The organism is Streptomyces sp. 142MFCol3.1, assembly GCF_000424945.1.
In the GTDB taxonomy this organism is placed as follows: domain Bacteria; phylum Actinomycetota; class Actinomycetes; order Streptomycetales; family Streptomycetaceae; genus Streptomyces; species Streptomyces siamensis.
Genome location: NZ_AUKV01000014.1, coordinates 237,941 through 262,165 on the forward strand (window position 1 = coordinate 237,941; position 24,225 = coordinate 262,165).

General features: G+C 71.3%; 21 protein-coding genes. 11 read left to right on the plus strand and 10 right to left on the minus strand.

Annotated elements, in window-relative coordinates:
• Positions 1 to 9: 9 nt before the first annotated feature.
• Positions 10 to 696 carry a response regulator transcription factor gene (locus H305_RS0122265; protein ID WP_028802333.1) on the minus strand — a complete coding sequence of 229 codons (687 nt, stop codon included), beginning with the start codon at positions 694 to 696 and terminating at the stop codon, positions 10 to 12.
• Between the two features lie 286 nt (positions 697 to 982).
• On the opposite strand from H305_RS0122265, the gene H305_RS0122270 reads away from it, so the two are divergent.
• From H305_RS0122270 to H305_RS0122300, 8 genes are all read left to right on the plus strand, one after another.
• Positions 983 to 1,759 carry an amino acid ABC transporter ATP-binding protein gene (locus H305_RS0122270; protein ID WP_028802334.1) on the plus strand — a complete coding sequence of 259 codons (777 nt, stop codon included), beginning with the start codon at positions 983 to 985 and terminating at the stop codon, positions 1,757 to 1,759.
• 107 nt (positions 1,760 to 1,866) lie between these two features.
• The gene (locus tag H305_RS0122275) at positions 1,867 to 2,703 is read left to right on the plus strand and encodes a glutamate ABC transporter substrate-binding protein (RefSeq protein ID WP_028802335.1); all 837 of its coding nucleotides are present in this window, start codon (positions 1,867 to 1,869) and stop codon (positions 2,701 to 2,703) included.
• 74 nt (positions 2,704 to 2,777) lie between these two features.
• Positions 2,778 to 3,443 (plus strand): amino acid ABC transporter permease, encoded by a 666-nt coding sequence (locus H305_RS0122280; protein ID WP_028802336.1) that lies wholly within the window; start codon positions 2,778 to 2,780, stop codon positions 3,441 to 3,443.
• Positions 3,440 to 4,339: an amino acid ABC transporter permease gene (locus tag H305_RS0122285; protein WP_028802337.1), complete on the plus strand. Its 900-nt coding sequence runs from the start codon at positions 3,440 to 3,442 to the stop codon at positions 4,337 to 4,339. Before H305_RS0122280 ends, H305_RS0122285 begins: the two co-directional genes overlap by 4 nt.
• Positions 4,340 to 4,564: 225 nt before the next feature.
• Positions 4,565 to 6,232, plus strand: coding sequence for an FAD-dependent monooxygenase (locus tag H305_RS0122290; RefSeq protein WP_028802338.1), 1,668 nt, complete (start codon positions 4,565 to 4,567; stop codon positions 6,230 to 6,232).
• A gap of 257 nt (positions 6,233 to 6,489) precedes the next feature.
• Positions 6,490 to 6,576: a putative leader peptide gene (locus H305_RS56085; protein WP_324608114.1), complete on the plus strand. Its 87-nt coding sequence runs from the start codon at positions 6,490 to 6,492 to the stop codon at positions 6,574 to 6,576.
• An 83-nt stretch (positions 6,577 to 6,659) separates the two neighbouring features.
• On the plus strand, positions 6,660 to 7,187 hold the full coding sequence (locus H305_RS0122295) for a cysteine dioxygenase (protein WP_199791439.1): 528 nt from the start codon (positions 6,660 to 6,662) through the stop codon (positions 7,185 to 7,187).
• A complete protein-coding gene (locus H305_RS0122300) occupies positions 7,184 to 7,582 on the plus strand; it encodes a rhodanese-like domain-containing protein (RefSeq protein ID WP_420708112.1) in 399 nt (132 codons plus the stop codon). Before H305_RS0122295 ends, H305_RS0122300 begins: the two co-directional genes overlap by 4 nt.
• 104 nt (positions 7,583 to 7,686) lie before the next feature.
• Here the strand turns inward: H305_RS0122300 and H305_RS0122305 are convergent, their stop codons facing one another.
• The 4 genes from H305_RS0122305 to recA form a co-directional block, all read right to left on the minus strand.
• Positions 7,687 to 10,221: an ABC transporter permease gene (locus H305_RS0122305; RefSeq protein ID WP_028802341.1), complete on the minus strand. Its 2,535-nt coding sequence runs from the start codon at positions 10,219 to 10,221 to the stop codon at positions 7,687 to 7,689.
• Positions 10,218 to 10,880 carry an ArsR/SmtB family transcription factor gene (locus H305_RS0122310; RefSeq protein WP_028802342.1) on the minus strand — a complete coding sequence of 221 codons (663 nt, stop codon included), beginning with the start codon at positions 10,878 to 10,880 and terminating at the stop codon, positions 10,218 to 10,220. The genes H305_RS0122305 and H305_RS0122310 overlap by 4 nt, the downstream gene beginning before the upstream one ends.
• A gap of 232 nt (positions 10,881 to 11,112) precedes the next feature.
• Positions 11,113 to 11,949: a recombination regulator RecX gene (gene recX, locus H305_RS0122315; protein ID WP_028802343.1), complete on the minus strand. Its 837-nt coding sequence runs from the start codon at positions 11,947 to 11,949 to the stop codon at positions 11,113 to 11,115.
• Positions 11,950 to 11,952: 3 nt separating this feature from the next.
• On the minus strand, positions 11,953 to 13,077 hold the full coding sequence (recA, locus tag H305_RS0122320) for a recombinase RecA (protein WP_028802344.1): 1,125 nt from the start codon (positions 13,075 to 13,077) through the stop codon (positions 11,953 to 11,955).
• Positions 13,078 to 13,492: 415 nt separating this feature from the next.
• Here recA and H305_RS0122325 point away from each other — a divergent pair, with 415 nt between their 5' ends.
• Positions 13,493 to 14,272, plus strand: coding sequence for a hypothetical protein (locus H305_RS0122325; protein WP_051370827.1), 780 nt, complete (start codon positions 13,493 to 13,495; stop codon positions 14,270 to 14,272).
• Between the two features lie 41 nt (positions 14,273 to 14,313).
• On the opposite strand, the gene H305_RS0122330 is transcribed toward H305_RS0122325, so the two are convergent.
• Both H305_RS0122330 and H305_RS0122335 read right to left on the minus strand, forming a co-directional pair.
• Entirely contained in the window at positions 14,314 to 15,528 is a 1,215-nt protein-coding gene (locus tag H305_RS0122330) for an AI-2E family transporter (protein ID WP_078629182.1), read from the minus strand.
• Between the two features lie 60 nt (positions 15,529 to 15,588).
• A complete protein-coding gene (locus H305_RS0122335) occupies positions 15,589 to 15,783 on the minus strand; it encodes a DUF3046 domain-containing protein (RefSeq protein ID WP_028802347.1) in 195 nt (64 codons plus the stop codon).
• An 80-nt stretch (positions 15,784 to 15,863) separates the two neighbouring features.
• Between H305_RS0122335 and H305_RS0122340 the strand changes: the two genes are divergently transcribed.
• Positions 15,864 to 16,808: a hypothetical protein gene (locus H305_RS0122340; protein ID WP_028802348.1), complete on the plus strand. Its 945-nt coding sequence runs from the start codon at positions 15,864 to 15,866 to the stop codon at positions 16,806 to 16,808.
• Positions 16,809 to 16,848: 40 nt separating this feature from the next.
• Here the strand turns inward: H305_RS0122340 and H305_RS0122345 are convergent, their stop codons facing one another.
• The 3 genes from H305_RS0122345 to H305_RS46775 are packed head-to-tail and all read right to left on the minus strand — an operon-like array spanning position 16,849 to position 18,718.
• Complete coding sequence (locus tag H305_RS0122345) at positions 16,849 to 17,157, minus strand: AzlD domain-containing protein (protein ID WP_028802349.1); 309 nt, start codon at positions 17,155 to 17,157, stop codon at positions 16,849 to 16,851.
• Positions 17,154 to 17,873: an AzlC family ABC transporter permease gene (locus H305_RS50895; protein WP_234021007.1), complete on the minus strand. Its 720-nt coding sequence runs from the start codon at positions 17,871 to 17,873 to the stop codon at positions 17,154 to 17,156. The genes H305_RS0122345 and H305_RS50895 overlap by 4 nt, the downstream gene beginning before the upstream one ends.
• The gene (locus H305_RS46775; RefSeq protein ID WP_234021008.1) at positions 17,774 to 18,718 is read right to left on the minus strand and encodes an AraC family transcriptional regulator; all 945 of its coding nucleotides are present in this window, start codon (positions 18,716 to 18,718) and stop codon (positions 17,774 to 17,776) included. The genes H305_RS50895 and H305_RS46775 overlap by 100 nt, the downstream gene beginning before the upstream one ends.
• A gap of 265 nt (positions 18,719 to 18,983) precedes the next feature.
• Between H305_RS46775 and H305_RS0122360 the strand changes: the two genes are divergently transcribed.
• Positions 18,984 to 24,092 (plus strand): ATP-dependent helicase, encoded by a 5,109-nt coding sequence (locus tag H305_RS0122360; protein WP_028802351.1) that lies wholly within the window; start codon positions 18,984 to 18,986, stop codon positions 24,090 to 24,092.
• The last annotated feature ends 133 nt before the right edge of the window (positions 24,093 to 24,225 follow it).

Here is a 24,225-nt window from a genome sequence, read left to right on the forward strand (position 1 = left end):
CCGGCCCCGCTACGACACCGGGGCGACGAGCCGGTACCCGACGCCGCGTACGGTCTCGATCAGCGCCGGCATGCGCAGTTTGGAACGCAGGGACGCGACGTGCACCTCCAGGGTGCGCCCGGTCCCCTCCCAACTGGTGCGCCACACCTCGCTGATGATCTGTTCCCGGCGGAAGACCACTCCGGGCCGCTGGGCCAGCAGTGCGAGGAGATCGAACTCCTTGCGGGTCAGTTGGACGGTCGAACCGTCGACGGTGACCTGACGGTTGGGGAGTTCGATGTGCACGGGCCCGAGGCGCAGCGCGGTCTCGCCGTGGGTGGCGGCCTCGTCCGGTACGCTGCGCCGGCTGACGGCGTGGATACGGGCGAGCAGCTCTCCGGTGTCGTACGGCTTCACCACGTAGTCGTCGGCGCCGAGGTTGAGGCCGTGGATGCGCGAGCGTACGTCGGAGCGGGCGGTGACCATGATCACCGGGGTGCTGGTCCGCTTGCGGATCTTGCCGCACACCTCGTAGCCGTCCTGGTCGGGCAGTCCCAGGTCGAGCAGGACGACCCCGAAGCCGTCGCACTCCGGCACCAGTGCCTGGAGCGCCTCCTCGCCGCTGCGGGCGTGCGTGACGTCGAAACCGTGTCGCGCCAGCACCGCGGACAGGGCGGCGGCGACATGGTTGTCGTCCTCGACGAGGAGCAGTCTCATTCCGGCCCCCTCCGGTTCATCGGTCATACGGTCTCGGCTTGTAGGAACGCGACACACGCGCGCGTGCACTGTGGAAGTCACGCCGATGGACAAGGATGGCGTCAAGAGCCATCGGGTTGCCGACGGCTTCCGTTACCCAGCCGGTACGCGACCGCGTACCCCCTGCTACGACACGTGTCCGATTGCTACCGGATCGTGATGCTCAAGTTCCCCTCAGATGTAATGACGCTGGTCGTGCGGGGTTACTACTGTCCTCCGAAACCGAGGAGGATGGAGCCAAAAAGCGATGACCGAAGCATCGGTGGCCAAGGACGCCGTGGCCGCGGCCGAGGAACTGGTCGTCCTGAAGGGCGTCAACAAGCACTTCGGCGCGTTGCACGTGCTCCAGGACATTGACCTGACGATCGCCCGCGGCGAGGTCGTCGTGGTCATCGGGCCCTCCGGGTCCGGAAAGTCCACTCTGTGCCGCACCATCAACCGCCTGGAGACCATCGACTCGGGTGACATCTCGATCGACGGCAAGCCGTTGCCCGAGGAGGGCAAGGCACTCGCCCGGCTGCGGGCCGACGTGGGCATGGTCTTCCAGTCCTTCAACCTCTTCGCGCACAAGACGGTGCTCGAGAACGTGATGCTGGGGCAGATCAAGGTCCGCAAGGCCGACAAGAAGGCCGCGGAGGAGAAGGCCCGGACGCTTCTCGACCGCGTCGGCGTCGGCACGCAGGCGGACAAGTACCCCGCACAGCTGTCGGGCGGCCAGCAGCAGCGTGTCGCGATCGCCCGGGCGCTGGCCATGGACCCCAAGGTCATGCTCTTCGACGAGCCGACCTCGGCGCTGGACCCCGAGATGATCAACGAGGTCCTCGAGGTCATGCAGCAGCTCGCCAGGGACGGCATGACCATGATCGTCGTCACCCATGAGATGGGCTTCGCCCGTTCCGCCGCCAATCGGGTGGTGTTCATGGCCGACGGTCGCATCGTCGAAGAGGCTGTGCCGGACCAGTTCTTCAGCAACCCGCGCAGCGATCGTGCCAAGGACTTCCTGTCGAAGATCCTGCACCACTGACGTCCTGCACTTCTTCACGGCCGGTCTCGCCGACGAAGGTCCGGCCCCGAAGTCCCTCGTTCGTTCCTGAAGAACTGCATCTCTTCACCAGTCAAAGGATGTTCACCATGAAGCTCCGCAAGGTCACCGCCGCCTCGGCCGCCGTCCTCGCGCTCGCGGTCACGGCCACGGCGTGCGGCTCGGGCGACAAGGACGACAACGGGTCGTCGGGCGGCGGCAAGAAGATCACCATCGGCATCAAGTTCGACCAGCCCGGCATCGGCCAGAAGACCCCGCAGGGTTACTCCGGCTTCGACGTTGACGTCGCGACGTACGTCGCCAAGAAGCTCGGCTACAAGGCCGACCAGATCCAGTGGAAGGAGTCGAAGAGCGCCGACCGCGAGAACATGCTGAAGCGCGGTGACGTCGACTTCATCGCCGCCTCCTACTCGATCACCCCTGAGCGCCAGCAGCTCGTCGACTTCGCCGGCCCGTACCTGCTGGCCCACCAGGACGTCCTGATCCGCGCCGACGACAACTCCATCAAGTCGCCGGCGGACCTCAACAGCAAGAAGCTGTGCTCGGTGACGGGTTCGACCTCGGCCCAGAACGTGCACGACAAGCTGGCCCCCAAGGCGCAGCTCCAGAAGTACCCGACGTACTCGGCGTGTCTGACCGGCCTGCAGAACAAGGCGATCGACGCCCTGACGACGGACGACTCCATCCTCGCGGGTTACGCGGCGCAGTCGAACTTCAAGGGCAAGTTCAAGCTCGGCGGCTTCAAGATGACCAACGAGAACTACGGCATCGGCGTCAAGAAGGGCAGCGACCTCAAGGCCAAGATCAACAAGGCGCTCGAAGAGATGGTCGCCGACGGTTCGTGGCAGAAGGCCGTCGACAAGAACTTCGGCCCGGCGAAGTACAAGAACGAGCAGGCGCCGAAGATCGGCAACGTCGTCAGCTGAGCAGGGCCCGACGGTGCGCCACCCACGGGGGGTGGCGCACCCGGGCATCGCCACACGCGGAAGCGCGGGAGATCGTGTTCGACTTTCTTGAAGGTTACGACCTGCTGGGAGCCTTCTGGGTGACGGTGAAACTCGCCGTCTTCTCAGCCATCGGCTCCCTCATCTGGGGAACGATGCTGGCGGCCATGCGCGTCGGCCCTGTGCCCCTCATGCGCGGTTTCGGCACCGCCTACGTGAACATCGTGCGGAACATCCCGCTCACCGTGATCATTCTGTTCACCTCACTGGGCCTCAACCAGACCCTGGGTGTCAGCCTCGGATCGAGCAACTTCGACACGATCAACTTCCGGCTTGCCGTGCTGGGTCTGATCGCCTACACCTCCGCCTTCGTCTGTGAGGCACTGCGTTCGGGCATCAACACGGTCCCGGTGGGCCAGGCGGAGGCAGCACGCGCCATCGGCCTGAACTTCACCCAGGTCCTGACGCTGATCGTGCTGCCACAAGCCTTCCGTTCGGTCGTCGGCCCGCTGACGAACGTGCTGATCGCGCTGACGAAGAACACCACGGTGGCGGCTGCGATCGGCGTGGCCGAAGCGGCGACCCTGATGAAAGAGATGATCGAGAACGAGGCTCAGCTCGTCGCGATCTCGGCCGTCTTCGCCTTCGGATTCATGTGCCTGACGCTGCCGACCGGCCTGCTGCTCGGCTGGGTGGGCAAGAAGGTGGCGGTGAAGCGATGACCTCCATCCTGTACGACGCCCAGGGCCCCCGGGCCAAGCGGCGCAACATCCTCTACACGGTGTTGTTCATAGTCGGACTCGCCGCCGTGGCGTGGTGGGTGTTCAAGAACCTCGACGACAAGGGACAGCTCACCTGGGACAAGTGGAAGCCCTTCGTCCACTCCGAGGCCTGGACCACGTACCTCCTACCGGGCCTCAAGAACACGCTGAAGGCCGCGGCGCTCGCGATGGTGATCGCGCTGCCGCTGGGAGCCTTCTTCGGCATCGCGCGGCTCTCGGACCATGCCTGGGTCCGCGTCCCGGCGAGTGCGATCGTGGAGTTCTTCCGCGCCATCCCGGTGCTGGTCCTCATGATCTTCGCTGTGGCCGCCTACTCCCAGTACACGGACGTAAGCTCGGACGACCGTCCGTTCTATGCGGTCGTCACCGGCCTCGTGCTCTACAACTCCTCGGTCCTCGCGGAGATCGTCCGCGCGGGCATCCTGTCCCTGCCCAAGGGACAGTCCGAGGCGGCCATGGCGGTCGGCCTGCGCAAGAACCAGGTCATGCGGTTCATCCTGCTGCCGCAGGCGGTCACGGCGATGCTCCCGGCGATCGTCAGCCAACTCGTCGTCATCGTGAAGGACACAGCGCTCGGCGGCGCGGTCCTCACCTTCCCGGAGCTGCTCGCCTCGGTCGGCCCGATGAGCGCGTACTACGGCGCCAACACGATCGCCAGCTTCACGGTCGTGGCCGTGATCTACATCGTGCTGAACTTCAGCCTGACGAGCTTCGCGAGCTGGCTCGAGGGCCGGTTGCGTCGCGGCAAGAAGTCGACCGGTGCGGTCGTCGGTGCCGACGCCGTCGCCGAACTCGCGACGCCGGGTGAGCACCCGGGCACCACCAAAACGCCGTGAGACTGCGGACCGGGCCGAAGGGTCGCCGTACGCGAGGTGACGGCCGGGCCTAAGAACTGACGAGATGTGAGCATGACGGAGGCAGCGGCGCGAGTGCCGCTGCCTCCGTCACTTGACGCAAGCAGCGGCAATAGGTTGCATACGTTCTGTGATCGTGCACCCCGCTCCAACTGCCTGTTCCCGTACATCCCTCAGGGCACCGCACCGGGCAGGGGGCGCCGCGTCGTGGACCCGGTGATCATCGTCGGAGCCGGCCCCGTTGGGCTCGCGCTCGCCCTTGCGCTGGCACGCCAGGAGGTGCCGTGCGTGGTCCTCGACGAGGGGCCGGGCAAGGATGAACAGCGGCTCGCCAGGACGGTCGTGCTGCGCGAGGACACGGTCGCGCTCGTCGAGCGGCTGACCGGTTTCCCGCTCTCCGGGCTGGGGTTCCGTTGGGCCGGATGGCGGTCCATGCGGCGCAAGCAGGTGACACGCGAGATCACGTTCGGCGGCGAGGCGCCCGCGGCGGACCACGCGGCCGGGACACCCGGCACGGCGTCCCCCCGGAGCGTCGCCGGCGCCGGGACGTACGCCGCCCCGCTGCACATCACGCAGCACGCGCTGACCGGCGCCCTGCGCGACGCCATCGGCGACGAACGGCTGATCAAGCTCGCCGTGGACAGCCGCCTCGACGCCATCGAGCAGGAACCCTCGGGCGTCACCGCGCACACCAAGGGCTCCAAGGGCACATGGTGGCGCGGCAGCTACCTGGTCGGCTGCGACGGCCCCCGCTCCACCGTGCGCAAGCTCCAGGACATCCGGTTCCCGGGACGCACGGCCGTGGAACGGCACGCGGTCGCGGCACTGCGCACGGAACTTCCCTGGCCCGGCGAGGCGTTGTTGCATCGCACGCCACCGTGGCGGACGTCGAGCCCCTCGGCCGCCGAGGTGACCGCGCGCCCGCTCGCCGACGACCTGTGGCGCCTCGACTGGCTGCTGCCCCCGGGCAAGGACCTGGTGACGCCCGACCTGCTGGTGACCCGTGTCCGGGAGACCCTCGCCGGCTGGAGCGGCGGCCCCACACCTCCGTACGAGCTGCTCGACACCGGAGTCCACACCGTCCACCACCGGCTCGCCCGCAGGTGGCGCGCCGGACGTGTCTTCCTCGCGGGTGACTCCGCGCACCTGCTGGGCGCGCTCGGCACCCAGGGGCTCGACGAGGGCCTGCGCGACGCCGACAACCTCGCCTGGAAGCTGGCGCTCGCCTGGCACCACGGACCGCACGAGTCGCTGCTGGACAGCTACCAGACGGAGCGTCGCGCGGTCGTCGCCGCCCGGCTGCGCGCCGCCGACCAGGCACTGCCGCTGCTCCGCGGAGGCGGAGGTCTGCGCGCCTACGTTCCCGGGTCCGCCCGCGGTCATGACGCGCTGCTCACGGACGGTCATCTGGGACGCGGCCCGCTGGGTGCGCCGGGGACGTACGCGGACTCGCCGCTCGCGCCTCCGCGTGCCGAGTCGGACACCCCCGTGGACACCGCTCCGGGCGCGCCCGTCGTCGACGTGCGGGTGACCGCCGAGGACGGCTCGTTCGTGGGGCTGCGCGAGCGGCTCGGACGCGGGGTCCTCCTCGTGGTGCTGGTCGCTCCCGGTACGGGAGTGTGGGAACGGAAGCACTGGGTGACGGCGGGGATCATGCCCCGGCTCGCCGCGGCCGTGACCGCGCTCCCCCACCCCGCCGAACTGCTGGTCGCCGAGAACTACCCCGGCGCCGCCGCGCACACCGTGCTCCTGGTCCGCCCGGACGGGCACCTGGTCACCGCGCTCGGCGGGGTGCGCCCGGCCGACCTGTACGAGGCGGCGGAGGCCGCGCTCGGCGGCCCCACGAAGACGGAGGCCACCGCGAGCACGGGCTGAATCCCCCCGCCCCGGCACCGACTGAGTCCCACAGGTCCCGCGTCGGCCGTGGAGTTCGGGCAGTACCGGAATGCGAATCGGTCGGCCTCAGGCCGGCACCGACCGCCCGACCGCCCGATCACCGGGTGACCCGCTGCCGCGCGGTTTTCGGCAGCGGCATCCATTGGACCCAGGCAATCCATGCCTCCACGATTACCGAGCGTCCACATAGTGACGGTGAGTTGACCGGTCTGCGCCGTCATGCTCTACTCCGGAACGTGACCGACACTCGTGTACGCCTGTGGCGGAGGGTCCACATGGACCTCGTCCGCTATGCGGGCTGCGTGTGTCGCCCGTCCTGCTGAACTCGGAATTCGCACCCCCCTTCCTTCCGCGCGCCGCGCTCTCGCTGCCGCGCGCTCCCACGCGAACCCTCAGGACGGTACGAGTGTCTGTGTCCCCCGCTGTCGGCACGCTCCCGCAAACCCCCACGCAGGCCGACCTGCTCGACTTCGTGCGCCGTACGGCCGCCGACGCCGAACTGATCGCGTCGCTCCCCCTCGACCCCGAGGGCCGCACCTGGGTGCGCCTCGAAGGACCGGGCGGCAGTGAGGCCTGGCTCATCGGCTGGCCGCCCCGGACCGGAACCGGCTGGCACGACCACGCCGAATCCGTCGGCGCCTTCCTCACCGCGTCCGGCGAGCTCAAGGAGAACTCCCTCGGCGCCCGCCTCCCCGCGGACGGCTGGAAGACCCTGGAACTGTCCGAGGGCATCGACCGCGAACGGACCCTGCCGGCGGGCAAGGGGCGTTCCTTCGGCCGCCACCATGTCCACGAGGTGCTCAACGAGTCCACCGAGGAGCACGCGATCTCGGTCCACGCCTACTACCCGCCGCTCCCGCAGATCCGCCGCTACAGCCGCACGGGTCCGGTGCTGCGTCTGGAGCACGTCGAGCGTCCCGAGGACTGGCAGTGAGCGGCCCGCGCCCCGTGGGGATCGACGAGTTGCTGGAGCGGGCCCGCGAGGACCTGGACCGAGTGGACGCCGCGGATGCCTACGAGGCCGCGCTGGCCGGCCGGGCGCTGCTGGTGGACATCCGGTACGCCGCGCTGCGCGAGCGCGACGGCGTCATCCCCGGCGCCCTCGTCGTCGAACGCAACGAACTGGAGTGGCGGCTCGACCCGCAGGGGAGTCATCGCGCCCCGCAGGCCACGAGCCACGACCTGCGCATCGTCGTGATCTGCAACGAGGGATACGCGTCGAGCCTCGCCGCCGTGTCCCTGCGCCAGTTGGGACTGCGCCGGGCCACCGATCTGGTCGGCGGGTTCCAGGCGTGGAAGGCGGCAGGGCTCCCGGTGACCGCCGCGTAGGCCGGAACGTCTGGCGGACCCGCCTGTCTTGGGCGTCGCTCGATGTCGTACGCACCAGTGGGCGCCCCTGGAGGTAAGGGGCGCCCACCATTGCGTATCGCCCCTTACTCCTTGGCCGTGGCCACCGCTACTGGGCGCACCCGCAGTGCGACGCGGCCGGGCAGCGCGGTGGCGACGAGTGCGAGCACTCCGGCGACCGCGACGACCGTCACGTACACCAGAGGCGTGACCGCCGGGGCCGCGCCGCCCGTCATACCGACGCTGAAGGCGGTCAGCACGGCGAGCGCGATGGAACTGCCGAGCGCGGTGGCGAGCAGCAGCACCGACAGGGCTTCGGTCCGCAGCATCCGCAGGACCTGGCGTCGGGTCGCCCCGGCGAGGCGGAGCATCGCGAACTCACGGACCCGCTCGGACACCGACATGGCGAGCGTGTTGACGACGGCGATGGCGGTGAACGCCAGGACCAGCCCCATGGCGAGGTAGTTGACCTCTGCGTTCGCCTGCTGCCTTTCGGCCTGGATCGAGTCGGCGGTCGCGGGTGCGAGAACACGGACCGCCGGGAACTTACGGAGCGTGCTCGCCAGTTGTGTCTGTGTACGGTCCGTTCCGACCAGGACGGAGGTGGCGAGCGGGTTGTCGACGTGGCGTGCGACCAGGTCATGGGCGAAGGTGAGGTCCCCGAAGCCGAGTCCCTTCGCGTAGACGGCGGCGACGGTCACGGTGACCGGCGTGCCGTCACCGAGGGTGAGCCCAAGGGTGCTGCCGGGCTTCAAGTGGCGCTGTTGCGCGGCGAGTTCGCTGACGGCGACGGTGTCGTTCCCGAGGTCCTTCAGGGAACCCGCGGTGACCTCCGGGTCCCAGGTGCGGGTGAGACCGGCCGGCGTCACTCCCTGGGCCGCGTATTTGTCGAGGCCGACGCGGACGGTCGTGCGGACCACTTCGGTTGCGACGTCGTGCCGCGTGCGCAGTGCCCGGGCGGCCTCGGCCGGGACACCCGGTCCCTGTGCGGCGAGCACCCAGTCGGCACGGATTCCTTCGCGTGCCTGGGCGCGGGCCGCGTCGCCGAGGGTCGGCTGGACGAAGAGCACCGTGCAGGTCATGCCGATGAGGAGGGTGAGAGGGGTGACGACGGAGGCCATGCGTGCCGCGTTGCCCCGCAGATTGGCGCGTGCGAGGCGGCCACCGGGGCCGCTCAGCCGCAGCGGGCCCGCGAGCACGGTCGCGGCGGCCTTGACCAGCAGCGGTCCCAGCAGTGCCACGGCGCAGGCGAGGACCACGACAGCCAGGAAGGTCACGGGAGTCGAGGCGGGCTCGGTGCGCAGCACGCTGAGCACGGCGACCAGGACGGCGCCCCCGGCGAGCAGGACGAGGCCGGCGAGGAGGCGCCCCCAGGCCGGGCGGGTGCGCTCGGCGCGGGCTTCGACGAGTGCTTCGGCCGGACGGATCCGGGCGACCCGGCGCGACGAGATACGGGCGGCGGCCCAGGCGCCGAGGAGCGTGGCGGCCACCGCGGCGAACGGCGGGAAGGCGCCGGCCGAGTGCTGGAGCGTGGCCGGAACGGCCCCCATGGCGACGAACCGGCTGTGCAGCCAGGCGCCCAGCGGAAGTCCGGCGAGCGCTCCGGTCGCCCCGGCGGCCGCCCCGACGATCAGCGCCTCCTTGCCGAGGAGTGCGCGGATCTGGCCCGGTGTGGCGGCGATGGCGCGCAGCAGGGCGAGTTCGCGGTGGCGCTGCTGCACGGAGAGGGCGAAGGTGCCGACGACCACCAGCACGGCCACCAGCAGCGAGGTACCGCCCATCGCGCCGCCCATGCTGACCAGCTTCGTACGTGCGGCGGCCGCGTCCAGGAACTCGACCGGACCGCGGGCGCTCCCCGAACTGACCTGTGCGGTGGTGCCGTGCAGCGCCTCGGCCACCGACCGCTCCAGGGCGGTGGTGCCGGTCCTCTTGGCGGGCAGGACGCCGAAGGCGGTGACGTGTCCGGGGTGTGCGGCCAGGCGCCGCGCCTCGGCGGTGGAGAAGAAGAGCGAGGTCTGGTGGCGTACGTTCACAGCTGCCTGGGCGATTCCCGTGATCCGGTAGGTGCGCGGCGACTGCGTCGACTGGACGGTGAGACGGTCGCCGGGCTCCAGGTGGGCGCGCTCGGCGAACCGGCGGTCGACGACCAGGTCACTCGCGGCTCTGGGCGCCCTTCCGACGCGCAGCGTGTAGGGGGTGAGCACGGCGGAGTCCCATGCGTGGCCGTAGGCGGGCCGGCTCTCCTCGACAGCGGGGCCGGACGTCAACGGCTTGGCCAGGAAAGTCAGTTCGGGGACGACGCGGCCCACGCCAGGTGCCCGGTGGAGCCGTACGGCAAGGCCCTCGTCGAGCCAGGCCCGTTCCGCGATCGGCTTGGCCTTGTGTTTGACCTTGGTCTTGCCCTTCTTGTGCTTGACCGTGGTCCGGTGGACGTTCTGGTCGGCGGAGACCACGACGGGGGCCGCGGCATAGCGTTCGGTGCTGATCGTGCCGCGCAGCCCGGTTTCGAGGAGGGTGCTGCAAGCGGTGATCAGAGCGGCGGCGCACATCAGGGCGAGGAAGGCTCCGAGGAACCCGCCCTTGCGGGCCCGGACGGTCTTCAGGGCGTACCGCAGCATCATGAGGGGTCGCTCTCTCTTCTGTTGTGGGGCGCCGGGTGGGTCTCGGGTGCGGCGCCGGGAGCCGGGAAGGCGAGGAATCGGGTGAGCACGGTGCGCGCTCCGCGCGGAGTGTCCGCGTCCGGGCGCTTGTAGCGGTTGAGGAGCGCGATGTACTCCTCGAAGAAGGCGCGCAGTTCGGGGAGGGTCAGCCGGATGCTGCCGCGCGAGTAGGGGAAGGCGTCCGCCCAGGGGTCTTCGTATCCGCCGGCCTGGAGCTGGGTCTGCTCGAAGAGTTCGAGATCGGCGGCGTAGACGTCATGGTTCAGCTCGTTCATGACGAGCCGCATCTCGGGGCTCTGCCGACTGCGCGGCGGGAAGCGGCGGTCTCCGGGCACGGCCCGCCACCAGCGCTGCCTGCCCTGGCCGCGCGGTTCGGACAACTCCTCCACGAAGCCGTACCGTGCGAGTTCGCGCAGGTGGTAGCTGGTGGATCCGGTGTTGAGTCCGAGCGCCCGGGCGAGCGTGGCGGACGTGGCGGGTCCGTGCAGGGTGAGGTGCTGGAGCATGCGCTGCCGACGGGGCTGCGCGAGCGCCTTGAGCGTGGCGAGGTCGCAGAGCTCGGTGGGTGCGTGCGGCGCCTTCGAGGGGGATTCCGCTCGCGCGCCGGGTTCCTGTGCCATGCGTACACAGTCGTCTGTGCACAGGTGTCTGTGCAGTGCGGCGGCCCGGCGTCTTGGACCGGGGGTTAACCCCACCCCGGCCAAGAGGAGTTGAGCCGGTGGAGTGGAGCGTGTGCCGCGGTATGCCCGGACGGCGAGCAGGCTCTGAACGCGATCGGCGCCCCCGCGCGTCGACCGTGCTCAGAGCCCTCGTACGTCTGCCGGTGTGCGAGCTCTGCCGCTGTGAAGCCGGTCAGTACCCCGCGTCGTCCAGCCCCTCCGTGTCCTCGCCCTCTTCCTCCAGCGCCTGGCGCACCACGCGCAGGGCCATCCCTTCCGGGTAGCCCTTGCGGGCGAGCATGCCCGCGAGCCGGCGCAGCCGCTTGTCGCGGTCGAGACCGCGGGTGGAACGCAGTTTGCGGGCGACCAGCTCCCGCGCCGTCGTCTCCTCCTGCTCGGAGTCAAGCTGTCCGACGGCCTCGTCGATCAGCGTCGAGTCGACGCCTTTGATCCGCAGCTCCTGCGCGAGCGCCCGCCCGGCCAGCCCCCGGCCGTGGTGCCGGGACTCCACCCAGGCCTCCGCGAAGGCACTGTCATTGATCAGGCCGACCTCTTCGAACCGTGTCAGCACTTCGTCCGCCACGTCGTCCGGGATCTCGCGCTTGCGCAGGGCGTCGGCGAGTTGCTTCCGCGTGCGCGGGGTCCCGGTGAGCAGGCGCAGACAGATCGCCCGCGCCCGCTCAGCCGGGTCCCCTGAAGACTCCCCCTTCTCGGCCCTCGACGAGGCAGAGGCGTCTTCGTCCTGTGGGTCGCCGGACGCCTCGCCGAAACCGCCACGCCTTCGACGCCCTCGGCCACCGCGCGGCCCCCCGTCGGCGCGCCGGCCCCCGCCGCGGCGCGAGCCACCGCCGGGCGAGGCACCGCCCGGCGCATCGCCCTTCGGGTCGCCGTGGAACCCGTCGTACGCTGCGGTGTCGTACGCGTTCTCACCGTGTCCGGCCGAGCCGCCGTCCCGCCCGTCGTACCCCTGCCCCGGCCCTTCCGGAGCGATGGGGTACGCGTACTCGGCCCAGTCGGTTCGTCGCGTCATGGACTAGCTCTTGGCCGCCGCGGCCTTGGACTTGGTCGCCTTGGCAGCCGGTGCGGGCACCGTCTTCGCGGCCTCGTCCGCGCTCGCGGAGACCGCGGCGTCCGTGCCGGGCTCGGTGGCGGGCTCCTCGGGACGCACGCCGACGCCCAGCTTCTCCTTGATCTTCTTCTCGATCTCGTTGGCGAGGTCGGGGTTGTCCTTGAGGAAGTTGCGGGCGTTCTCCTTGCCCTGGCCGAGCTGGTCGCCCTCGTACGTGTACCAGGCGCCGGCCTTGCGGACGAAGCCGTGCTCCACGCCCATGTCGATCAGGCCGCCCTCGCGGCTGATGCCCTGGCCGTAGAGGATGTCGAACTCGGCCTGCTTGAAGGGCGGCGCGACCTTGTTCTTCACGACCTTGCAGCGGGTACGGTTGCCGACCGCCTCCGTGCCGTCCTTCAGGGTCTCGATGCGGCGGATGTCGATACGCACAGAGGCGTAGAACTTCAGGGCCCGGCCACCCGTCGTGGTCTCCGGGGAGCCGAACATCACGCCGATCTTCTCGCGGAGCTGGTTGATGAAGATCGCGGTGGTCTTCGACTGGTTGAGCGCGCTGGTGATCTTCCGCAGGGCCTGGCTCATCAGGCGGGCCTGCAGACCCACATGCGAGTCGCCCATCTCGCCCTCGATCTCCGCGCGCGGCACCAGGGCGGCCACGGAGTCGATGACGATGAGGTCGAGCGCGCCCGAGCGGACCAGCATGTCCACGATCTCCAGGGCCTGCTCGCCGTTGTCCGGCTGCGACAGGATCAGGTTGTCGATGTCGACGCCGAGCTTCTTCGCGTACTCGGGGTCGAGGGCGTGCTCGGCGTCCACGAAGGCCACCTGGCCGCCGGCCTTCTGCGCGTTCGCCACCGCGTGCAGGGTCAGGGTCGTCTTACCGGAGGACTCCGGGCCGTACACCTCCACCACGCGGCCGCGCGGCAGGCCACCGACGCCGAGGGCGACGTCGAGTGCGGTCGACCCGGTGGGGATGACCTCGATGGGCTCATTCGGCCGCTCGCCGAGGCGCATCACGGCGCCCTTGCCGAACTGCCGTTCAATCTGTGCGAGCGCGGCGTCGAGTGCCTTCTCGCGGTCGGTTCCTGCCATGGGTTCCACCCGGTTTGCTTGAGTCGATCGCTTCACGTCAAAGACGCTAACGCCTGCCACTGACAATGCGCCCCGACGCCCGTCCGGCCTGTGGATAACTCGGGCACATCTCCATCAAAACCCTGTCGAAATGCCCGCCGGGAGCCTCGCTGGAGCCTCCATAAGAATGGATGTTCGATTTTCGTGTCAAGCGCACCACCCGCATCTCCGAGAGTACGGCGGCGCTCCGACAACGCCCCGGCCCTCCACCGGACGACGCCCGGCCCTCAGCCGGACGGGCACGGATCGGCCGGGCCCGACGGGCGGTCGCTGCCTCGCTGCGCCCACCCGACGGCCGGACTACTCCCCCGGGCGTACGACCGGTGCCTTCGGGGGTACGACGACGCGGCGGGGCCCGGTCGCCAGGCTGTGAGCCATGGAGACCACCACGTCCCGACCGCCCGCGCCGGTGAGGACCACGCTCCGCCCGCCCGAGCGGCTCTGCTGTGCGACGGGCGCGCTGCTCGTCCTGACGGGATGCGCGCACCTGGCGGTCTTCGCCGTCGACGGCGGCCCCTGGGACGGTCCCGTCTCCTGGCGCAAGCCCGTCACCTTCGGACTCTCCTTCGGGCTGACACTGATGGCGATCACCTGGGTCACGTCCTACCTGCGTGTCGGCAGCCGGCTGCGCACGGCGCTGCTGGTCGTGTTCGCCGCGGACTGCGTGGTGGAGGTCGGCGGGATCACGCTTCAGGCATGGCGCCGGGTGCCCTCGCACCTCAACATGGAGACCGGCTTCGACACGGCGGTCTCCATGACGCTCGCCGTGGGCGGCGGGGTGCTCGTCGTCCTGCTCACCGTGTTCGCCGTCGTCTCGTTCCGCGGCCGGCCCACGGGCCCGGCGGGCATGCCGCTCGCGCTCCGTGCCGGGTTCGCCATCCTGATCGTCTCCCTGCTGTCGGGCGCCGCGATGATCGCGCGGGGGGTCGTCCTCACCCGGACCGGCCATCAGGAGGCGGCGTACCACTCGACGGCCCCGCTCAAGCCGCTGCACGGGGTGAGCCTGCACGCCGTGCTGGTACTGCCCGCGCTGGCCCGGCTGCTCTCCCGCACCGCCTTGAGCGGCGCGACCCGGCAGCGGATCATGTGCGCGGCGGTCGGCTGCTACACGGCGGCCGTCGTCGGCGCCGGTGTGTGGGCGGCCCTCACCTGGTGAACGGCCCGGCGGCCCTCACCCGGTGAACGGCCCGGCGGACGTCATCGGGTGAACAGGCCCCTCACCCGCCCGAGGAAGGTGCTCGAACTCCGCGTCCGGTGCCCGTGCACCCGGGGGTCGTCCGTGACGTCGTACCGCTTCACGTAGGCCCCGAGGAACGCCTGGAGCGTGGCGACGGCCGGGATGGCGATCAGCGCGCCGACGGCGCCGAGGAGCGCGGTGCCCGCGATGACCGATCCGAAGGCGACCGCGGGATGGATGTCCACTGTCTTCGCGGTCAGCTTGGGCTGGAGCACGTAGTTCTCGAACTGCTGGTAGACCACGACGAAGATGAGCACCCACAGCGCGTACCAGGGGTTGATCGTGAAAGCGATCAACATGGGCAGGGCGCCCGCGAGATAGGTGCCGATGGTGGGGATGAACTGCGAGACCAGGCCCACCCACACGCCGAGCACGGGCGCGTAGGGTACGCCCAGGGCCTGCAGCAGGATGTAGTGGGCGATGCCCGAGACGAGCGCCATCAGGCCGCGCGAGTACAGATAACCGCCGGTCTTGTCGACCGCGATCTCCCAGGCACGGAGCACCTCGGCCTGCCGGGCCGGCGGCAGTACCGAGCAGAGCGCCCGCCGCAGTCGCGGTCCGTCGGCGGCGAAGTAGAACGAGAACAACGCGATCGTCAGCAGCTGGAAGAGGCCGCCCAGCACCTGCGCGGACACGTCGAGGACTCCGGTGGCGCTGTTCTGCACGTACTTCCGCAGCCAGTCGGAGTGGAGCAGGCTGTCCTGGATGTCCACCCGTCTCAGGTCGGTGTGGAAGTGCGTGTTGATCCAGTTGATGACCGAGTCGAGGTACTCGGGGAAGCCCTCGACCATTTTGATGATCTGGCCCGCGAGCATCGAGCCGAGCAGCGTGATGAACCCGGCTATCACGATCATCGACCCGATGAAGACGAGGAAGGTGGCCAGCCCCCGGCGCATGCCGTGCGAGGCCATCCAGCTCACCGCGGGCTCGATGGCGAGCGCCAGGAAGAACGCGATGAGGATGTTGATCAACAGGCCGGTGAGCTGGTGGAAGGCCCAACTGCCCAGCTGGAAGACGGCGATGAGGGCGAGGGCGAGCACCATGGCACGCGGCAGCCAGCGCGGCATGCGCCCGCCGCGCGCGTCGGCGTCTCCGCCCGGCGGCGGGTCGGGCGGCGTCGTACCGAACGGTGATGCCTGCGGGGCGACCTGCGCGGTCTCGTCTGTCGGGGCCACCCAGCAAGTCTCGCCCACGCCACCGACAATCGGGACCCGGCCCCGGATCTTCGTGGCCGGTCAGCGGTTTTCGTGCGGAATGTTCATGGTCGCGCACACCACGCGCCACACATCCTTGGCTTCCCAGCCCGCGTCCAGCGCCTCGTGCACGGTGCGCCCGCCGAGTTCCGTCATCACATGATCGCGCGCGAAAGTGTCGGCGTACCCCGCACCGAAGTGATCCGCCATCCGCTGCCAGAAGACCGTCAACCGCATGACTTCAGTATCCCGCCCCTGAGAGTGGGCCGGAGCCGGGACCGCTTGCCGAGACCGCTTTCCGCCCTACGGTCTGTCGCATGGCCGATACAGGAGCATCCCCACTCCCCCCGACGCCCCCGGCGCACTCCCCCCTCTCGCGCGCCGAGCACTTCGTCTGGCTCACCGCGCGCGTGCTGGAGCAGCGCCGTTTCGCGTACCACTTCCTCCGCGGCGACGCCGACGCGGTGGAGACCGCGCTGGCCGCCTACCGCAATGAGGACGAGGGGTACGGTCACGCGCTCGAACCCGACCTGCGCGGTCCGGTCAGCCAGCCGCTGCACACCGCTCACGCACTGCGCGTGCTCGACTCCATCGGGCGCTGCGGTGGACAGCGCGTGGAACGCGTGTGCCGCTACCTGACCTCCGTGTCCACGACGGACGGCGCCCTGCCGGCGATCCACCCCGGCCAGCGCGGCTATCCGACGGCCCCCTTCGTGCCGGTCGTCGACGACCCGCCCAGCGAACTCCTCGCCACAGGCCCCGTGGTCGGCCTGCTGCACCGCAACGAGGTGTGGCACGCCTGGCTGTTCCGGGCCACCGACTTCTGCTGGCACGCGGTCGACTCCCTGGACAAGTCGCATCCCTACGAGATCGAGGCGGCCGTCGCCTTCCTGGACTCCGCGCCCGACCGCTCCCGCGCGAAGGCCGCCGCCGACCGACTGGGCCGGATGGTACGCGAGCAGCGGCTCGCGGCGCTGGATCCCGAACGTCTGGAGGCGTTTCCGGTCGCGTCCGGATACGCGCCGGGCGAGCACCACTTCCCGCACGACTACGCGAAGACCCCCGAATCCCTCGCGCGCGCGTGGTTCACCGACGACGAGATGTCGCGCTCCCTGGATCACCTGGCAAACGAGCAGGAGGCGGACGGAGGGTGGCCGATCCACTGGCGTCGGTGGGCGCCGGGCACGGCCCTGGAGTGCCGCCCCATGGTGACCATCGAGGCGTTGCGCACACTGCGCGCGTACGGCCGGCCCATCGGCTGACGGCCGGGGCGTGCATCCGGCGGCTGCCTCGAGAGAGCCGTCAGCCGGTGAGCGCCCGCACACCCGCCGTCACCACGACGGCGGCACCGACCACGAGCAGGAAGGGCGCCCGCAGGACCAGTGCGACGGCAGCGGCGGCGAGTCCCGCGGCCTTCGCGTCGATGACGAGTACACGTCCGTCGGCGAAGGTCTGCTGGGCGGTGAGCGCGGCGAGGAGGGCGACGGGCAGCAGGGCGGAGAGGCGCTGCACGAGCGGGCGTTCCAGCACTCCGGCCGGGACCAGCAGTCCGATGAGCTTGACGGCGTAGCAGCCCACGGCGGTGGCGCCGATGGCGATCCAGATGTTCAACGCTCTTCCCTCGGTCCGTCGTCGGCGGTCTTCGTCCCGCGGCGCCCCCGCAGCCAGAGAGCCACCGGCGCGGCCAGCGCCGCCACCAGGACGGGCACTCCGGCGGGCAGCACGGGCAGCAGGCCCAGTCCCAGCAGGACCGCGGCTCCGGCGACCGCACGCTCCGTGCCGGTCCTCAGCATCGGCGCGAGCAGGGCCAGGAAGACCGCGGGTCCCGCGGCGTCCAGCCCCCAGGCGTCGGTGTCGCCGATGGCCTCGGCCCCGACGGCCCCGAGCAGCGTGGTCAGGTTCCACAGCACGTAGAGGGTGAGTCCGGTGACGGTGAAGCCGATGCGGACACTGCGCCGGGTGGGCTGGGCGAGCGCGACCGCCGTGGTCTCGTCGATGACCCACTGGGCGGCGAAGGGACGCACCGCGCGCGGGAGGGCCAGCAGCTGCGACAGACGCAGTCCGTAGAAGGCGTTGCGGACCCCGAGGAAGAAGGCGCCCGCGGCGGCCGTGAGCGGGTTGCCCCCGGTCGCGAGCGCGCCCACGAGGGCGAACTGTGAGGCCCCGGTGAACACCAGGAGACTGAGCGCGCAGGTCTGCAGCAGTGTGAGCCCGCCACCCGCCGAGGTCACCCCGAAGGCGAAACCGGACAGTCCGACGGCGACCCCGACTCCCAGGGCGTCCCGGACGACGGCGGCGTCGGGTTTTCCGAGTCCTTCACTGCGTATGTCTGCGAGAGCTGTCTGTTCTGCCACGCCCCGGACGGTACGGCCAGGCGTCCGCGACGGTCTTGTACGTTCTTGCGCTCGCGCTGGTAGGCACCTGGGGGCACGCCCACGATCCGGCCGAAGTGCCGGTTCAGGTGCGGCTGGTCCGTGAAGCCGACGGCGACCGCCGCTTCCGCGGGCGCGGAGCCGGCGTCCAGCAGATGCCGCGCCCTGCGTACCCGGGCGTCGGTCAGCCAGGTGTGGGGAGGCATGCCGTAGGCGTCCCGGAACGCGCGCAGCAGCGCGAACGGGCTGGTCCCGAGGTCGGCGGCGAGTCGCTCCAGTGTCGGGGGCTCGGCCATCCGCTCCTCCAGCACGGCACGTGCGCGTGCGGCGGTGCGGGCGCCCGCGGAGCGCACGGACCGCTGGGGCAGCGGACCTCCGTTGAGGCGCAGCAGCCGGGTCACCGCGACGCGCAGCATGGTGTCGGCGGCGAGCGCGTTGCCCTCCTCCGCGGCCCGCAGCACCTGGTGGACCAGGCCCACCGTGTACGGGTCGTCGAGCACCGGGGCGGCGAATCCGGGCGTGCCGCGGATGGAGGTGGTCTCGGCGGCGATCTCGGAGACCAGCTCCGGTGACGGATACACCGCCCCGTACCGCCAGCCTTCGGGTACGCCGGCGCGGCCGGTGTGCGCGGTGTCCGGGTTGACGAGGGCCAGGGAACCGGGACCCGCGTACTGGTCGGCGCCGCCGTGGTGGAAGACCTCTACGCCGTCGGCGATGGCGGCGATGACGAAGTTCTCGTGGGTGTGCCGCACGAAGATCTTTTCCACGTAGCGTGCGCGGAGCAGGTCGACGCCGGGCAGTTCCGCCTACTGCCAGTGCCGTGCCCGTTCCGCCGATGTCGCCATGCCCTCCATTCTCTGCCGGCGGCGGCGGCCGGATCGCGGGCTCGGCGGCCGCCGTCGGGCCACGCGGCCTCGGCCCAGCGACCGGGCCGCCTGGCCACCCGCGCCGCGACAACACCCCCACCTTCCGGTCTTCTGGCCTCCCCACCTCCCGGCCTCCCGGCCTCGACGATCATTTCCGCAGGTCAGGCACATTGTCAGTGGCCGGGTGCAGGATGGACGCATGGTCAGCTCCGCACACCGAGCCCTCGACGGCTTCTCCCCCGCGACCCGCGGCTGGTTCACGGGGGCCTTTTCCGCGCCCACCGCGGCCCAGGCCGGGGCGTGGGCAGCCATCGGCGAGGGTTCGGACGTCCTCGTCGTGGCCCCCACGGGCTCCGGCAAGACGCTGGCCGCCTTCCTCGCCGCGCTCGACCAGCTGGCCTCCACCCCGCACCCGGCCGACCCGCGCAAGCGCTGCCGGGTGCTGTACGTGTCCCCGCTGAAGGCCCTCGCGGTCGACGTGGAGCGCAATCTGCGCAGCCCCCTCACCGGCATCAGGCAGGAGTCGGTACGGCTAGGGCTGCCCGAGCCCGAGGTCAAGGTGGGCATCCGCTCCGGGGACACCCCCGCGGCCGAGCGGCGCGCGCTGGCCACACGTCCGCCGGACATCCTGATCACGACTCCCGAGTCGCTGTTCCTGATGCTGACGTCGGCCACACGCGACGCGCTGACGGGCATCGAGACGGTGATCCTCGACGAGGTGCACGCGGTGGCGGGCACCAAGCGCGGCGCCCATCTCGCGCTCACCCTGGAGCGCCTCGACGAGCTGCTCCCGAAGCCCGCCCGCCGGATCGGCCTCTCGGCCACGGTGCGCCCGGTGGACGAGGTGGCCCGCTTCCTCTCGCCCCGCCGCAAGGTGGAGATCGTCCAGCCGCGGTCCGGCAAGGAGTTCGATCTCTCAGTGGTCGTCCCGGTGGAGGACTTGGGCGAGCTGGGCGCCTCCCCCGCCGCCGACGGCAATGAGGGCGCCGAGAAACCCTCCATCTGGCCGCACGTCGAGGAGCGGATCACCGACCTCGTCCAGTCCCACCGATCGACGATCGTGTTCGCCAACTCCCGCCGCCTGGCGGAGCGCCTGTGCAACCGGCTCAACGAGATCGCGTACGAGAGGGCCACCGGGGAACCGCTCGAAGAAGCGCACGCACCGGCCCAGTTGATGGGCGGTTCGGGAGCCGCGCAGGGCGCCCCGCCCGTCATCGCCCGCGCCCACCACGGCTCCGTCTCCAAGGAGCAGCGGGCCCTCGTCGAGGAGGACCTGAAGGCCGGTCGTCTGCCGGCAGTGGTCGCCACCTCCAGCCTGGAGCTGGGCATCGACATGGGTGCGGTCGACCTCGTCGTCCAGGTGGAGTCGCCGCCGTCCGTGGCCTCCGGCCTGCAGCGCGTGGGGCGCGCCGGTCACCAGGTGGGCGCGGTCTCCACCGGTGTGGTGTTCCCCAAGTACCGCGGCGACCTGGTCCAGGCGGCCGTCGTCACCGAGCGGATGCGCACCGGTTCCATCGAGTCCCTCCGGGTGCCCGCCAATCCCCTGGACGTGCTGGCGCAGCAGCTCGTCGCCATGACCGCGCTCGACACATGGCAGGTCGACGACCTGCTCGCCATGGTCCGCCGGGCGGCCCCTTTCGCCTCGCTCCCGGAATCGGCCTTCACCGCGGTGCTCGACATGCTCGCGGGCCGCTATCCCTCCGACGCCTTCGCCGAGCTCAGGCCCCGCGTGGTGTGGGACCGCGTCGCCGGCACGGTCACCGGACGGCCCGGCGCCCAGCGCCTCGCCGTCACCTCCGGGGGCACGATTCCCGACCGGGGACTCTTCGGCGTCTTCCTCGCGGGGTCCGATCCCAAGAAGGGCGGCGGCCGGGTCGGCGAGCTCGACGAGGAGATGGTCTACGAGTCCCGCGTCGGCGATGTCTTCACGCTCGGCACCAGCTCGTGGCGCATCGAGGACATCACGCGCGACCGCGTACTGGTGTCGCCGGCCCCGGGCGTCCCGGGCAGGCTCCCCTTCTGGAAGGGCGACCAGCTCGGCCGTCCCCTCGAACTGGGCCGCGCGGTCGGCGCGTTCCTGCGCGAGGTGGGCTCGCTCTCCAAGGAGGACGCGCGGCTTCGGCTGCTCGCCGCCGGCCTGGACGCCTGGGCCGCGGACAACGTGCTGTCGTACCTGGCCGAACAGCGCGAGGCGTGCGGTCACGTGCCCGACGACCGGACCATCGTCGTCGAGCGGTTCCGCGACGAGCTGGGCGACTGGCGCGTCGTCGTGCACTCGCCGTTCGGGGCCCAGGTCCACGCCCCCTGGGCGCTCGCGCTGGGCGCCAAGCTCTCCGAGCGGTACGGCATGGACGCCCAGGTGATGCATGCCGACGACGGCATCGTGCTGCGGCTGCCCGACGCCGACCTGATGGGCCTGGACCTGCTCGACCAGACCCCGACGAAGGCGGGCACGGAGTACGACGCGGAGCAGGCGCCCGTGGGTGCGGCGGACGTCGCCTTCGACAAGGGTGAGGTCGACCAGATCGTCACCGACCAGGTGGGCGGCTCCGCGCTGTTCGCGTCCCGCTTCCGCGAGTGCGCCGCCCGCGCGCTGCTGCTGCCGCGCCGCAGTCCCGGCAAGCGCACTCCGCTGTGGCAGCAGCGCCAGCGCGCCGCCCAGCTGCTCGAAGTGGCGAGCGAGTACGGATCGTTCCCGATCGTCCTCGAAGCGGTCCGCGAGTGCCTCCAGGACGTCTTCGACGTGCCGGGCCTCACGGAACTGATGGGCGACATCGAGTCCCGCAAGGTGCGGCTGGTCGAGGTCACCACACCCGAACCCTCCCCCTTCGCCCGTTCCCTGCTCTTCGGGTACGTCGCGCAGTTCCTGTACGAGGGGGACTCCCCGCTGGCCGAGCGGCGCGCCGCGGCCCTGTCGCTGGACTCGCGGCTGCTGGCCGAGCTCCTCGGTCAGGCAGAGCTGCGCGAGCTCCTCGACGCCGACGTCCTGGCCGAATTGGAGCGTGAGCTCCAGTGGCTGACGGAGGACCGCCGCGTCAAGGACGCGGAAGGTGTCGCCGACCTGCTGCGTCTGCTGGGTCCACTCACGGACGGCGAGCTGGCGGAGCGCGGCGCCGAACCGCAGTGGGCCCACGAGTTGACCGCCGCCCGCCGCGCGATCCGGGTGCGGATCGCCGGGGCGGACCACTGGGCCGCGATCGAGGACGCGGGCCGGCTGCGCGACGCACTCGGCACGGCGCTGCCCGTCGGTGTCCCGGAAGCCTTCACCGAACCGGTCAAGGATCCGCTCGGCGACCTGCTCGCCCGGTACGCGCGCACCCACGGCCCGTTCACCTCCACGACGGCCGCGGCCCGCTTCGGTCTCGGCACCGCCGTCACGGACGGCGCGTTGCAGCGGCTCGCGGCGAGCGGGCGTGTCGTGCAGGGAGAATTCCACCCGGCGGGCATCGGCCAGGAGTGGTGCGACGCGGCGGTGTTGCGCAGGCTGCGGCGTCGCTCCCTCGCGGCCCTTCGCCACGAGCTGGAGCCGGTGCCGCCCGCCGCTCTCGCCCAGTTCCTGCCGCAGTGGCAGCACGTGGGCAATGGGCACGGGTTGCGTGGCGTCGACGGACTGGTGCGCGCCGTGGAGCAGTTGCAGGGTGCGTCCGTGCCCGCGTCCGCCTTGGAGAAGCTCGTCCTGCCCTCCCGGGTCGCGGGTTACGCCCCCGCGATGCTCGACGAACTCACCGCCGCCGGAGAGGTGGTGTGGGCCGGGGCCGGGTCGCTGCCGGGCAAGGACGGGTGGGTCTCGCTGTATCTGGCCGACGCCGCCCCGCTGCTCCTGCCGGCCCCGCACCCGCTCGAACTGACGGCGCTGCACCAGTCGGTGCTGGACTCCCTGTCCGGAGGGTACGGCCTCTTCTTCCGCCAGATCGCCGACCAGGTGCGCGCCACCACACACCCCGACGCCACCGACCCCCAGCTCGCCGACGCGATCTGGGACCTGGCCTGGTCCGGGCGCCTGACGAACGACACGCTCGCGCCGATGCGCTCCGTCCTGGGTTCCGGCCGCACCGCGGGGTCCACGGCGCACCGTGCCAAGCGCTCCGTCCCGCGCGGGCGTTACGGCTCACTGACCGGCGGGGCGCGTCCTCAGTCCCGGACCGGTCCGCCGACGGTGGCGGGCCGCTGGTCGCTGCTCCCCGAGCGCGAGCCGGATGCCACGGTGCGCGCTCATGCCCTGGCTCGCACCCTGCTCGACCGGCACGGCGTGGTGACGCGGGGTGCCGTCGCCGCGGAGGGGGTCGAGGGCGGCTTCTCGGCGGTGTACCGCGTCCTGTCCGCGTTCGAGGACAGCGGCCAGGCCCGGCGCGGCTACGTGGTCGAGGGGCTCGGCGCGGCGCAATTCGCGATGGACGGCGCGGTGGACCGCCTGCGTGCGGCGGCGAACGCCCGGGACCGGGGCGAGGCCCTGTCCGCCCAGGGCATGTCGGACGGATTCCCTGGCTTCCCGGACGGACTCCCGGCCGTCCCCGCCTTCCCCGGCGATCTCGGCTCCGCGAACACCCCCGCGTTCCCGGGCGACCGCGGTCCCGCGCGCAGGCCGGACGACGGGGACGCGCCGGACGCCTTCGGCAAGTCGCACGGTTTCGGGCCGACCGAAGGCTCCGGCTTCCCGGACGACCCCGGATTCGGGAACGCCCTCGGCTACCCGGCCGTCGCGGACTTCCCCGACGACCACGGCACCGACGGCGCCGGCCTCGGCCCCGACGGCGATCACACCTACTCCGCCGACTCCGCGTTCTCGACAGGTTCCGCCTTCCCGGCCCGCTCCGGCGGCCCCTACGGTCCCGCCCGCCCCTCGTCCGGCTATGGCGACGGCCCGGGCCGTCCGGGCGGCCCGGGCTTCCGCAGTGGCCGCTCCCGCACCCGAGCGGCCGCCCCGGCGGTGGTCCTGGCCGCAGCCGACCCGGCCAATGCGTACGGCGCGGCGCTCTCCTGGCCCGAGCCTCCGACCGGTGCGGGACACAAGCCAGGCCGCAAGGCAGGCTCGCTCGTGGTCCTCGTCGACGGCGAGCTGGCCCTCTACATGGAGCGGGGCGGCAAGACTCTGCTGGCCTGGCCCTCGGACCCGGACGCATCGGTCATGGAGGACGCCCGGCTGCTCAGTGCCGCCGAAGCGCTCGCCGGTGCCGCCCGCGCGGGCTCCCTCGGCACGGTGACGGTCGAGCGGGTCAACGGCGCCTCCGCGCTCACCTCCCCGTTCGGCACCCTCCTGGAAGGAGCGGGCTTCATCGCGACCCCCCGCGGACTGCGCCTGCGCGCCTGAGCCGCCCACCGACATCCCGGCACCTGCCACCGGCCCAAGCAACCCACCGACACCATGCACGCGCCACCGGCCGCAGCAACCCACCGACACACCCGGCACATGCCACGCGCCACCAGCCCGAGCCACACCCACG